The sequence below is a fragment of the Lactobacillus intestinalis genome, from assembly GCF_024397795.1.
Lineage (GTDB): Bacteria > Bacillota > Bacilli > Lactobacillales > Lactobacillaceae > Lactobacillus > Lactobacillus intestinalis.
Window position 1 is genome coordinate 1,582,404 of sequence record NZ_CP072983.1, and the last position, 13,599, is coordinate 1,596,002.

Consider the following 13,599-nt stretch of genomic DNA (forward strand, 5'->3'; position numbering starts at 1 on the left):
TTTTCTATGCATTCAATTTTCGATAAAGATCATACATCCCTTGATCAAAAGCACACATAGTCACTTCCATGTCGTAATCGGGATGCTTCTTCAACCATTTCTTAACTGTGCTAAATGCAATCTCACTAGCTTCTTGTGCTGGATATCCATACACTCCCGTTGAAATCGCTGGAAAGACTATACTATGTAAGTTGTTTTCCTTAGCTACATTGAGCGAATTCTCGTAGCACATTGCCAGAAGCTGTTTATCTAAGTCGGTTCCCGAATAAATCGGACCAACTGTATGAATCACATGCTTAGCAGGTAAATTGTAACCTTTAGTTATTTTCGCGTGGCCCGTTTTGCATCCGTTCAAAGTCATGCACTCTTCTAGAAGTTTAGGACCAGCTGCTTTATGAATAGCGCCATCGACGCCCGCTCCTCCTAAAAGAGAATTATTGGCAGCATTGACGATTGCATCAGCGGCCATCTTGGTAATGTCACTCTGTGTTATGTTTATTTTTTGCATCTTGATTACCTCGTATTCCGTTTGTAATTCTATATTACCACTAAAATAAAATAGTATTGCTTTTATTTTTTATTGTATTAACATTATAGAAAAATTAGTTTTTAAAGGAGTGATTAAAATGTTCTATCGACATCGTAAAACACACCGCGTTCTAGAAGCAGTGTCTTCATTAGGATTGTTAATTTTTGGTTTTACAGTTTTACTTTTATGGCTCTTCAATATGCCCCTCTTTATTAAAATGGTTGTGTATGTTGCTACCCTATATTATTTGTTTCAAATCTTTAATCACTTGAACATATTTCAAAAATTCGATAATTTCACATTTCAACCATGGCAACAAATATTATTAGTATTAGTTGGCATTATTGAATTTGCCTTATTAATTTACTTTGAAAGTAGAGATATAACGGTTTTTCTTTATTTAGCTGGAGGATATACAGGAGTATATTTTACATATGGTTTAACGAATGACTTACTAATCCTATATCAGTTTATATCTAATTACATATTTAGAGTTAATGATTTTTTGTGGATAGCTTTCATAACAACTCTTTCTACCGCAGTTCTTTTGAGTACTCTAAGCATTGTAGGATGGCTCCCATTTGCAATTATCGTGATCTCTTTAGGTATCTTATACAGTATTTCAGATTTACTGGTTGAACATTTTTCTGAAAAACTTGGACGAAACGAAATGGGATATATGATTAATTTCGCCGAAAAGAATAGAAAATCTAAATAACATATTTTCACGAAAGGACTGATCTACATGTTTTCTCGACACTGGAATCCACAACACTTTCTAAAAATCATCTCGTCAATCGTTCCTCTAATTGCTGGCTTTGCCATTCTAACTTTATGGTTTTTAAACTTTCCCCTTTTTTTAAATTTGATAGTTGACTTCGCTGTTTTCTACTACATCTTTCAAGCATTTCATCAGCTAAAAGAATTTCAAAAGCTTCATAATTTAAAGCTCGCTCCGTGGATTACAGTAATAATGGTCATCATTGCCATAGCTGCAACAATTTCATTAATTTATTTTCAATTCAAGAACATCTTCATCTTTTTACTATTAGCTGGTGGCTTCAGTGGCATTTACTTTGCATTACGACTACTTAGTTCTCTGATGTCGATTGATCAACTACTAAAAGATCATCCCTTTCAAACCAAAACTCTAGTATCTCTTGCTTTAGTAATTACCATCATTACTAGTACCATTTTAATCATCCTTGCATCGATCTCTTCTCTAGCATTTGCAATTTTTGTTTCCGCAATAGTTATCGTTTATGGAATTGCTAGATTAGTCCTTAATATCCTGCTCCATCATTCTGGAAAGAACGAGCTTACTCTAAAACTTCAATACCTTGAGAAAAATAAATCTGAACATTAATCATCAAAAAACACTCTGCTTCTAACAAGCAAAGTGTTTTTTCGTATCTAATTTTTGCATTAACCCTTATCTGCACCAGCAGTAATTCCGTTAACATAGAATTTCTGCATAAAGATAAAGAGGATTGTAATTGGAATTGCGATGATCACACATCCTGCAACGAACTGGGCAAAGTATGCCGTCGCATTACCTTTAGCTGTGTGAACCATATTGTAAAGTCCATAAGCAATTGTGTAATTCTTGGCATTTCCTGAAGTAGAAAGGATAATTCCAGAGAAGATGAAGTCTGTCCATGGAGCAATAAATGCGGTCAAGGCAGTATAAACAATCATTGGCTTGGATAATGGCAATCCAATATGAATAAATACTTGCCATTCAGTTGCACCGTCAATTTCTGCAGCTTCATCGATTGCCCGAGGAATAGTATCAAAGAATCCTTTAGCGACATAGAATCCAAGACCTGCACCACCAACATAAACAAGTAAAAGTCCGAAGAGGTTTAACATGTTTAAGCCTTTTAAGATGTAGTACAAGGCAATCATTGACATGAATCCTGGGAACATCCCCAAAACTAAGGCAATTTGTAAGAACGGCTTTCTAAATTTAAAGCGTAATCTTGATAATACATAAGCAACCGAAATTGTTAAGAACGTTGAGATTACCATCGATGCAAGGGATACTAGCAAGGTATTGATAATCCAGTTAACAAAGGGATATTGCGGATTCGTAAAGATCCCAATATAGTTCTGCAGGGTAAATTTGTCAGGCCAAAATGTCGAAACAAATCCCGTATCATTATATGAGAAACTTGCCAAGACGATCCAGATAATCGGTAAAATCCAGATGATCGCTAAAATAATCAATAAGATATACCGAAAGATTAGTGAGAGCCGTCTTTGATTTTTATAAGACTTCATTTTCTAGCCCTCCTTAAAAGCATTCGTACGTCTATAAGCTGCAAGAGAAACTACAGCACTGATCACAAAGATCAAAATACCTAATACAGCACTGGCATTATATCGTTGCTCTTGACCAAAGGTTAAGTTATAAAGCCACGTTACCAATAAGTCAGTCGATCCAGCACCGTTATATTTACTATTCATTGGTGCACCACCCGTCAAAAGGAAGATGACATTGAAGTTGTTGATGTTACCAATAAATTGTTGGATAAGAGATGGTGCCATTACAAATAGAATCTGGGGGAAAGTAATTGATCTAAAAATCTGTACAGCATTCGCACCATCAATCTTAGCAGCTTCAATTTGATCTTGAGGCAAGTTTTGAATGATCGCGGTTGAAACTAACATAGAAACTGGAATACCAATCCACATGTTGACAATGATTACCGTAATTCGAGCAACCAATGGCGAAGCCTGGTTGTCAATGAAGTGAATTGGATGAGAAATCCATCCAATATTCATCAAGATGTTGTTAAGTGCACCTTGATAGTCTAAGAATTGTGCCATCATCAATAAGGAAACAAATTGTGGCACAGCCCAAACAATAACAAAGATTGTTCTCCAGAAGTTTTTATGCTTAATACCTTTTGATTCAATAAGCAACGCAAGCAAAACTCCAAAGAAGAAAGTAGTTGCAGTAGCAGCCACTGCCCAAACCAAAGTCCAGCCTAAGACTGGGAAGAAAGTACCAGCTAAATCACCGCCAAGCACATTACCAAATGCTTGAAAGCCAGTCCAAGAAAAGGCAATTGGGTGCTGACGATCATAGTTAGTAAATGCCATAGAAATCATGAAGATCGTTGGCAATACCGTGAAGAACAAGATTCCAAGTAAAGGAAGGAACATCAAAGTAGCATGAAGTCTACTATCAAACAAGCTCTTTAACTCTTGCATATTAGTTGGAATATGTTCACCATCGCGCTTCAAGATGTAGTTGTGTCTAGTTGATTTTAAGTTGACAATGTACAAACAAATAATTGCAATACAAAGCATTACGGCTAAGACACCGAACAGTAAAATCAACACTGAGTTTGATGGCTGCTTAGTCACATACACACCTTGTGCTGCGTCATAGACGACTTTCTTGGTTTTATTTGTTCCAAGTGTAGCGAGCATACTTAATGTAGAAATACCACTAAAGATGAACCAAATAATGAAAACAACTTCTGAAAGTAAAAGTGCAAATCCTTTTGCCCATTGTTTGTTTTCTAAAGCATTACTACCCATAATGAAAAATGAAAGTTTGGTAGCAAAGTCTCCCTTAGACCATACTTCACGATAAGTTGCTTTAGGAGCTACATGCTTTTTTCTTATAAACATAATTTCTCCCCTTCTTAAGCTAAAAGGTTGGAGCAATTTCTAGACCAACCTTTTACACTTTGCAATCAACTATTTCTTTTCAATAGCCTTAGATAATTTAGCAAGTTGAGCCTTGTATTGACTTGGCTTGATCTTACCATCATAAGTACCACTGATTAATGGTGCAGAATCATTCCAGAATGTAGCCATTTGTGGAAGCTTAGGTTGCAATACTGAGTTACCAGGTTTAGCCATTTCAATTACTGCTTCAGCAACTGGATCACTCTTAACAGCATTTGAGTTTACAGCAGCCTTAAGTACAGGAATTTGACCAGCTTCTTTATGAGCGATAAGTTGTGACTTCTTGTTAGTGATGTAAGCAGCAAGTTCTGAAGCAGCCTTTGCATTCTTAGTGTGTGAGTTTACAGCGAAACCTTCAATACCAAGGAATGCTTCCATTTGAACACTCTTACCGCCAACATCGATCTTAGGATACTTAGCAACAGCGAAGTTCTTACCTAAAATCTTCTTAATGTTAGCTGCGTTCCAAGGACCGTCCAAGATAGCTTGAGCATTACCCTTCTTTAATTGGTTCAAAGCATTTGAAGTTTGCATTACGCCCTTGTTCTTCTTTTGGGCTGCATACCACTTCAAAGCATTAACACCGTTTTGTGAGTTAAAGGTTGAACCCTTCAGGTCTTCACCACTATTACCATAAAGCTTTGTACCAGCTGAGAACATTACTGGCCACATTACATAAGCATTAGTAAAGTCGGTAGCTACAACTCCCTTTGAAGTTAAAGTCTTCCAATCTTTTACATCATTTGCAGAAAGCTTAGATTTATTGTAGTAAATAGTTTGGGCTTGTTGAGCATATGGATATGCATAAATCTTGTTCTTCCAAGTTACACCCTTAGAAGCAACACTTACATAGTTTGCCTTGATATCTTTCGTATCAGATGGTGAAAGTGGATTAATATAACCAGCTTCGGCCATTTGACCTAATTGATCATTAGGAACTTCAAATACATCGGCAGCCTTTGAAGGGTCCTTACCTACATCAGTCTTGGCATTAGCTGAACCATTAGGACTTTGAACAACACGAACTTTGATATTCTTATTTTTCTTAGTAAAGTCCTTTGCAATTTGCTTGTAGTATGGTACCTGTTCAGTATCCACCCATAAAGTTAAATTAGCACTCTTGCTATTGCTTGACGATGAATTTGATGATCCATTTGAACAAGCTGCAAGTGACATTGAGGCCAAAACTGCGGCACTTCCTAAAGCGACTTTCTTCCAAATTTTCATGACTTTTCCTCCTGAAAAATCTAACTATATATTTCTTAGCAACTGTAGCTACCTGCTACAAGTGGTTGTAAGCTTAGTAATAACAATTAATTAACAATTGTCTTTGTTGTATCTTTGTCAAAGAAGTGTGCCTTATTTACGTCAAATCCCATCTTCACTTTGTCGCCAGGTTCGTGATAATCACGAGCATTAACAATCGCAACAAATTCTGTTCCATCTACTTTTTGATAAAGCTGGATTGTAGCACCCAGAAGTTCAGATACAACAACTTCTGATTCCACAACGGCATTTGGCCAAGTTTCAAGAAATGCTTGCTCGGAGTGAATATCTTCTGGACGGATTCCAAAGATTAAATCTTTATCTCCATACCCCTTCTCTTCCAGCATCTTGGCCTTACCTTCTGGAATTTCAATATTCAAACCTTTCCCATCACTGATTCGGCCATTCTTATAATGAACATTAAAGAAGTTCATTTGAGGAGAGCCGATAAAACCAGCCACAAATTGGTTAACCGGCTTGTTATAAACTTCAAGTGGGGTACCAATCTGTTGAACTTCACCTACTGACATCACAACTACTCTATCTGCAAGCGTCATAGCTTCAGTTTGATCGTGAGTTACATAGATAGTAGTTGTACCTAGATTTTGATGAAGTTTGGCAATTTCTGCGCGCATCGAAACACGAAGCTTAGCATCAAGGTTGGAAAGAGGTTCGTCCATCAAGAAGATTGGCGCATCTCTAACAATTGCTCGTCCCAAAGCCACACGCTGGCGTTGACCACCAGACAATTCGCCTGGTTTTTTATCAAGATATTGTTCCAAACCAAGGATTTTTGCGGCATGCTTTACTCGTTTATCAATATCATCTTTTTTGTAATGACGAAGTTTCAACCCAAAGGCCATGTTGTCATAAATTGACATATGGGGATAAAGAGCATAGTTCTGGAACACCATTGCAATATCTCTATCCTTTGGTGCAACATCATTCATCACTTTATGATCGATTTCCAAAGTACCTTTACTAATATCTTCAAGTCCGGCAATCATTCTCAAGGTAGTGGATTTACCACATCCGGAAGGACCAACAAATACAATGAACTCCTTATCCTTAATGTGTAAATCAAAGTCATTTACTGAATAATAATCATTGCCCGGATATTTTTTATAGATATGGTTTAAATCAACCTCAACCATATTTCCCCCCTACTTTCTATCTATACTTTTATCAAAGGCAGCTTCAAAAATTAGGCCTTTAAGCATTTACTCTCACCTTTTTTTAGTGTTACTTTTTCACCTTTTACCCAAACATCAATTGTTTGACCTTCAATTAAAGTAAGCTTGATTTCTTGATGATCTACATAAACTTCAATTAATCGACCACGATAGTTAATCTTGAAACTGTAATGATCCCAGTTCTTTGGAATAAATGGATTGAATTTCAATTGATCATGATCATATCGCATCCCCGCAAAGCCTTGAACAATTGCCAGCCATGATCCACTCATTGAAGTAATGTGTAAGCCGTCACTTGTATCATTGTTATAGTTATCTAGATCCAAGCGAGCAGTTCTTTCATAAAGTTCAACTGCCTTTTCTTTTTTACCAAGTTCGGCTGCTAAGATTGAGTGAATCGATGGTGAGAGCGAGCTTTCATGAACTGTAAGTGGTTCATAGAAATCGAAATTCTTCTCCTTTTGTTCCTTGGTATAACGATCATTCAAGAAGTAAATACCTTGTAAAACATCAGCTTGTTTTATGAATGGTGATCTTAAAATCTTATCCCAAGACCAATGTTGATTAATTGGACGCTCATTTTCAGGAATTGTACTTACCGGACGAATATCTTTATCTAGGAAATCATCTTGCTGCAAGAAAATTCCACGCTTTTTATCTTCACCCAAGTACATATTGTCCGCGATATCTTTCCAGTGAGCTTTTTCTTCATCAGAAACGTTCACTCTAACCTGGGCTTCTTTAGTAGCTTTTGGCAATCTTTCAAGGGTGTATTCTAAAAGCCATTTCGCCATGGTATTAGTAAACCAATTATTATTAACGTTGTTTTCGTACTCGTTTGGACCGGTTACTCCATGCAAGACATACTTATTTCTCAATTTAGAGAAGTGTACTCGATCAGCCCAAAATCTTGCAGTTCCAACTAAAACGTCCATTCCTTCATTTTTGACATAACTTTCATCGCCGGTATAGTTGGTATATTGATAAATAGCAAACGGAATATCGGCGTTACGATGAATTTCTTCAAAAGTAATTTCCCACTCGTTATGACATTCAATTCCGTTAAAGGTTACCATTGGGAACAAAGCACCTTTTAATCCTTGCTGTGCTGCATTATGATAAGCTCCAGCGAGTTGATCGTGGCGATATTGAAGCAATGCGCGCGTTACAGCTGGATCAGTCACACTTAAATACATAGGAACAATATATGCTTCAGTATCCCAATAAGTTGCACCGCCATACTTTTCTCCAGTAAAGCCTTTTGGACCAACGTTCAAGCGCTTATCTTCACCATAATAAGTCATGAAGAGTTGCAAAATATTAAAGCGAATCCCTTGTTGAGCAGCGTCATCACCAGCAATAACTACATCACTCTTACTCCAACGCTTTTGCCAGCTAGCAGTATGGTCAGCTAAATTTTCATCAAAACTCTTACTTTGAAGCTTCTCCATTAATTCATTAGCCTTAGCTAATTGATTAGCATCTTCAACGTCACGACTAGTAACTACGATGACATCTTTTTCCAAGTCATAAGATTGCCCTTCTTCAAGTTCAACTGAAACTTTTTCACTTAATTTAGCTTCTTCAGTTGAAACCCTTCCTTCAATCTTTTCATTATCGTGACGCAATCCTTCTTTAAGCAAAACTGTAAATTGAGGAACTTTATAAGGATTTGGCTTTGTCTTAACTTGGATAGTACGATCAGAATCATTTTCTCCAAGTGACATCCAAAAGTGCTCATCATAATTGCTATCTTCATTAACGATTGTGCCATCTAAAGTTGAATCAAAATCAATTTTTGCATGTCCCTTTAAAACAGTAGCCTTAACTTTGATCAAAGCAGCTTCTTTTAAATTGATATGTAAGAATCGTTCAAATTCAAACTTAACGTCAACATCATGACCATGATATACGAAGCTTCTTGACAAAAGCCCCTGATGCATGTCGAGTGATAAATAAAAATCACTAAACTTAACTTTAGCTAAATCAAGTTTTTCTCCATTGACAGTAATTCCAATCCCGATGAAACTTGGTGCATTTAAACTTTTACCAAAATACTTTGGATATCCATTTTTCCACCAACCAACACGGGTTTTGTCAGGAAACCAAACACCTGCAAGATAAGTACCCTGGAGAGTATCACCAGAATAGCCTTCTTCAAAGTTACCCCGCATCCCCATGTAGTCATTTCCGATTGCAGTCATACTTTCTTGCAATCTTTTATCTTCTTGATTGAATTGATGTGTTTCGACCCTCCAAGGATCAACTTCAAAAATTCGTTTCATACTCGCTCTCTCCAAAACTATCAGGTTTCTCATTTGTTTACGCTTTCATTATCGATCTATTGAAAGCGTTTTACAATATATTTTGGGATGTTAACGGTATCAGAATTATGTTATAAAAAAAGAAGTCATTACTTCTCGACTTCTTTTTTCTTACTTATTCAATTCAAAAAACACTACTCAACTACGATAGCATAGCCATCTTTAGCTAAAACTCCATCTTGATAATTTTGAGATAATTGAGGATCGATGGTTAAGTTTTGGTCTTTTCCAGTAGTATTAAAGTATGCAGTAATAGTATTTTCTCGTTTCCGTGTTACTTTAATCACCCCAGCTTTTGTTACTTCAAGGGTAGTAGTTCCTTGGCCAAGGGTAGAAGCATACTTCAATCTGAATTCAACTAATTCATGAACTTCTTGCCAGACAGGACTGTATTTTTTCTCCCAATCCATTGGTTTGCGACAATCTGGATCATTATCACCACTCATTCCCATTTCAGTTCCGTAATAGATACATGGACTTCCTGTTTGCATAAAGATAAAGGTCATTGCCTGCAGAGCTAATTCTTCATTTTCACCAGCAACTGTTTTAATCCGCGCAGTATCATGACTATCAAGCGTGTTAAGCATGGCTTGATTAGTTTGATCGCGATACATCATTAATTGATCTGTTAACTGTTCAACCAATTTTTGAGCTGATAAAGTGTGCTTAAAGAAATGTTCCTCCACTTGTAAAGTAAATGGATAATTCATAACTCCAGAAAATTCATCCCCATTCAGCCATGGCCGAGCTGAATGCCAAATTTCTCCTACAATATAAAAATCAGGCTTAATTTCAGTTACAGCTTTGTGGAATCTCTTCCAAAAATGATGATCTACCTCATTTGCGACATCAAGACGCCAAGCATCAATATCAAAATACTTCACCCAATAAGTCGCAATTTCTAACAAATAATCTTGTACCTCAGGATTAGCAGTATTGAGCTTAGGCATTGTTTTTTCAAAAGCAAATGTCTCATAGGGTGCAAGCTTATCTTTAGTTGGTTTATGATAAGGTTCAACAGGATAGGAGTTAATATGAAACCAATCTGCAAAACGAGACTTAGGTCCATTTTCCACTACATCTTGCCATTGCATCGAGTTCACACCAATATGATTAAAGACAGCATCCAGCATAACTTTAATTCCACGTTTATGGGCTTCATTGATAACTTTTGCAAATAAATCTTTATCCCCAAAGTTAGGATCAATATCCAAATAATCGACTGTGTCATATTTATGATTCGAACTAGCTTTAAAAACCGGGCAGAAATAAATACCATTGATTCCCAACTCTTTTAAATAATCTAGATGATCTAGAACACCTTGTAAGTCTCCGCCATAAAATGCATCTCGAGTTGGGTGATCTTGCGGATTCCACGGCTTAGTACCTACCGGATCATTAGATTTATCACCATTTGCAAAACGTTCTGGAAAAATTTGATACCAGACAGTTTTCTTTACCCATTCTGGAGTAGTATCCATATCAATCAAATGAAAATAAGGTACTCTAAAGTAACTGCCATCTGCTTCAAGATTCTTTTTATTAAAATCATAAATTCCCCGATCGCCGACAATTTTATGACTACCATCATTTCCAATTACTTCAAAAGTATACTTAATTCGGTGAAATGGTACTTCCAAAGTGGCTACCCAATGATCATCAACCGCCCCGATACCAACTTTTTCCATTTTAGCCGACTTAGTTTGTGTAGTGGGTAAATAATTGTCAACATAATGCACAATTATTTCTTTTACATCATCTTTGGCTGTATGAAATCTTACTCTTACCCGATTTTCATCTAGAATAAAACAGTCTTCGCTCTCACTTCGGTGTCTTAACGCAGCTAATTGCATTTTTCTCCCTCACTTTTACTTAAAACTACACCTGAATATGGTGCTAATGTTAATTGACCTTTATTTAATTTATACTTTCCTGCAAGAAGTTCTTCATTTTTGTAGTCTTGTGGAATTTGGACTTGAATTTCAGAATTCGATAAAGAAACTGCCACAAGTGCACTTTGTTGGTGATAATCACGCTGATAAATATAAGAATTTTTATCAGTTGCTAGTAAGTAGTAGCTTCCCTTTTGAAACAGAGCCGTCTTCTTTAATTGAATTAGTTGACGATAAAAGTTAATCATCGAATTAGCATTGCCAATTTCATTTGCTACAGTGAAGTCATCCTGCTTTTCACCTCTAATCCAAGGGGCAGCTTTACTGAAGCCGTAATTCTCTTCATCATTCCAAGGCATAATTCCACGTGCTGGCATTTTATGAGTTTTACTTACCATTTCTAGTGCTTCTTCTTGAGCAAGCCCAGCTTGAATTGCCTGAGCAACAAAGTCGTGCACCGTTTGATCCTTAAATTGCTCAATATTATTAAACTTGAGATTCTTTAATCCTAACTCTTCTCCATAATAAATAATGGGAATTCCGCGCTGGAGATACATAAGCATTGCCAGACTGCGGTTTTGAGTATCGGTTTGAGCCACTCTAGTTCTAAGGCGTGCCATATCATGATTAGACCAATAAAGTGTTGGTTGGGAAATTCCAGCCACAGTTTGTTGCCACACAGTTTGATTTTGCTTAAATTGCACCAAATCTAAATTCTTAGGCTGATAATTTCCTGGGAAATTTGGGTCAACGTCGCTTTCATCTTCGGTGAAATAACGAAATGTAACCACACTATCCATCAAATGATTTCGCTTTTGCGTATAGTCAACTGCTAGATTTACATTCGCACTAGCCGCTTCTCCTAACAAAAGTGTGTCAGGATAATCTTGCTTAATCCGTTCACAAAATGGACGCAACCATTCTTGAACTTGAGGTAAATTAGCAAAAAATGGCTCTGCAATCACAGGTTTGTTGCTATTATTTTTAGTTGGGAAGTTCTGTCTAAGATCGGCTTTTGCAATATGAATAAAAGCATCCAATCTTAATCCATCGATTCCCTTCTCTAACCAAAATTCTGCAATTTCAAGCATTGCATGGCGGACTTCGGGATTTTTCCAGTTTAAATCAGGCATTCTTTTATCAAATAAGTGAAAGTAAAATTGCCCCGTTTTAGCAGGATCCTTTTCCCAGACACTTCCACCAAAAAAGCTTCCCCAATTATTCGGACGCTGATTATCATGTCCAGCAAAAATATAATAGTCTCGATAAATGCTCTCCGGATCACTAATTGCATCCTGAAACCAGGGATGCTGATCAGAAGTATGGTTTAACACGAAATCCATGATTAAATGAATACCATTTTTGTGTAATTCATGGATCAAACTTTCCATATCAGCCATCGTCCCCATTTGCGGATCAATTGCAAAATAATTTGAAACGTCATAGCCATTATCGACCTGTGGCGAAACAAAAACCGGATTGAGCCAGATTGCGTTAACTCCTAAACTTTTTAAATATGGGATTCGCTTCTTGATACCATTTAAGTCACCTATTCCATCTCCATTTGTATCTTGGAAGGATTTAGGATAAATTTGATAAATTATTGCGTTATCGTACCAGTGCTTCATAATTTTGTCCTCCAAAATAAGTCTAAGAGAATTATGCAATCGCTTTCAATAGTTATTTGAATGTTACCGGTATCAAAAAAAGCCATTGCCTTGGCAATGGTCTTTTTGTTATCTCGTTGACTCACGTCTAATTAATTTAGGTTCAAGAAGTAATTCACCTTGAGGAGATCCTGACTGGGCGATCTTTTGTAAAAGCATGCTGGCTAGCAATTCACCCATTTTAAAAATTGGTTGTTTAATAGTTGTCAACTTGGGATTAGAAACTTGGTCTAAAAATACTCCATCAAATCCAATCACACCAAAATCTTCTGGAATCTTTGCACCTTGATATTCCAATTCACGTACAACTCCAATTGCAATTCGATCACTTGCACAAATAAAGCAAGTATCTTTTTTAAATTCCCTAAAGTGATCTTGAATAACCTTCTGCGCAGCGTGGCTATGATTATCTACTCGATAAATTTTTGGAATTAGCTGATTTTTCTGCAAAGTATTGATATATCCAGCTTCACGAGAATATTCAAATGGTTCTTTCACGTCCAACCCAATAAAAATTATTTGTTTATATAGGCGCGACAAAGCGTATTCAGTCGCAGTTTTTTCACCTAATTGATTATCAGTATCAACAAAATCATAACCACGGTGATTTTCACCAAATAAAACAAACGGCTTCTTCAACTTATCAAATAATTCATAATTATGAGTTCTCGATCCGGTGATGAGATAACCATCCGCTCTCCCTTCTTCAATTCTATTCAAATCAGTCACTAACTGAAAAGCATACTGCTTTTTTGTCAATCCTCGAGCAAAACCAAACAGCAGATTCATATAGTAGGGTTCGGTTGTATCTATATCTTCTAAAGTCACAAATTTAACCACATTAGTGCGATTATTAACTAGAGCTTGAGCTACTGAATTAGGATGATAATCCAACTCTACCATGGCCGCTTCAACTAGTCCTCGCAACTCCTCAGTGACTTGCTCGGGATGATTAATCACTCTAGAGACTGTCATTTTTGACACATTTGCTTGTTTAGCTACATCTGATAAAGTTACCATACT

Annotated in this window: 11 protein-coding genes; 2 read left to right on the plus strand and 9 right to left on the minus strand. The window is 36.6% G+C overall.

Annotated elements, in window-relative coordinates; genetic code table 11:
• Nucleotides 1-4: 4 nt before the first annotated feature.
• Nucleotides 5-508, minus strand: a complete 504-nt coding sequence (locus tag KBW87_RS07505; protein ID WP_057808929.1) for an O-acetyl-ADP-ribose deacetylase — start codon at nucleotides 506-508, stop codon at nucleotides 5-7.
• A 118-nt stretch (nucleotides 509-626) separates the two neighbouring features.
• On the opposite strand from KBW87_RS07505, the gene KBW87_RS07510 reads away from it, so the two are divergent.
• Together KBW87_RS07510 and KBW87_RS07515 are read left to right on the plus strand one after the other, a co-directional pair.
• Nucleotides 627-1,247, plus strand: coding sequence for a hypothetical protein (locus tag KBW87_RS07510; RefSeq protein ID WP_057808931.1), 621 nt, complete (start codon nucleotides 627-629; stop codon nucleotides 1,245-1,247).
• 27 nt (nucleotides 1,248-1,274) lie between these two features.
• Nucleotides 1,275-1,895, plus strand: coding sequence for a hypothetical protein (locus KBW87_RS07515; RefSeq protein ID WP_057808933.1), 621 nt, complete (start codon nucleotides 1,275-1,277; stop codon nucleotides 1,893-1,895).
• Between the two features lie 59 nt (nucleotides 1,896-1,954).
• On the opposite strand, the gene KBW87_RS07520 is transcribed toward KBW87_RS07515, so the two are convergent.
• The 8 genes from KBW87_RS07520 to KBW87_RS07555 all read right to left on the minus strand — a co-directional run bounded on the left by KBW87_RS07520 (nucleotide 1,955) and on the right by KBW87_RS07555 (nucleotide 13,596).
• Nucleotides 1,955-2,812 (minus strand): sugar ABC transporter permease, encoded by an 858-nt coding sequence (locus tag KBW87_RS07520; RefSeq protein ID WP_004040245.1) that lies wholly within the window; start codon nucleotides 2,810-2,812, stop codon nucleotides 1,955-1,957.
• A 3-nt stretch (nucleotides 2,813-2,815) separates the two neighbouring features.
• Nucleotides 2,816-4,174, minus strand: coding sequence for a carbohydrate ABC transporter permease (locus KBW87_RS07525; RefSeq protein ID WP_057808935.1), 1,359 nt, complete (start codon nucleotides 4,172-4,174; stop codon nucleotides 2,816-2,818).
• Between the two features lie 69 nt (nucleotides 4,175-4,243).
• Nucleotides 4,244-5,461 carry an extracellular solute-binding protein gene (locus KBW87_RS07530; protein WP_057808937.1) on the minus strand — a complete coding sequence of 406 codons (1,218 nt, stop codon included), beginning with the start codon at nucleotides 5,459-5,461 and terminating at the stop codon, nucleotides 4,244-4,246.
• Nucleotides 5,462-5,547: 86 nt separating this feature from the next.
• Entirely contained in the window at nucleotides 5,548-6,654 is a 1,107-nt protein-coding gene (locus KBW87_RS07535; protein ID WP_004040240.1) for an ABC transporter ATP-binding protein, read from the minus strand.
• A gap of 50 nt (nucleotides 6,655-6,704) precedes the next feature.
• On the minus strand, nucleotides 6,705-8,978 hold the full coding sequence (locus tag KBW87_RS07540) for a glycoside hydrolase family 65 protein (protein WP_057808940.1): 2,274 nt from the start codon (nucleotides 8,976-8,978) through the stop codon (nucleotides 6,705-6,707).
• A gap of 173 nt (nucleotides 8,979-9,151) precedes the next feature.
• Nucleotides 9,152-10,870: a glycoside hydrolase family 13 protein gene (locus KBW87_RS07545; protein WP_057808942.1), complete on the minus strand. Its 1,719-nt coding sequence runs from the start codon at nucleotides 10,868-10,870 to the stop codon at nucleotides 9,152-9,154.
• Nucleotides 10,861-12,537 carry an alpha-glucosidase gene (locus KBW87_RS07550; protein ID WP_057808944.1) on the minus strand — a complete coding sequence of 559 codons (1,677 nt, stop codon included), beginning with the start codon at nucleotides 12,535-12,537 and terminating at the stop codon, nucleotides 10,861-10,863. Before KBW87_RS07550 ends, KBW87_RS07545 begins: the two co-directional genes overlap by 10 nt.
• Nucleotides 12,538-12,645: 108 nt before the next feature.
• Nucleotides 12,646-13,596 (minus strand): LacI family DNA-binding transcriptional regulator, encoded by a 951-nt coding sequence (locus KBW87_RS07555; protein WP_004040233.1) that lies wholly within the window; start codon nucleotides 13,594-13,596, stop codon nucleotides 12,646-12,648.
• Between the last annotated feature and the right edge of the window lie 3 nt (nucleotides 13,597-13,599).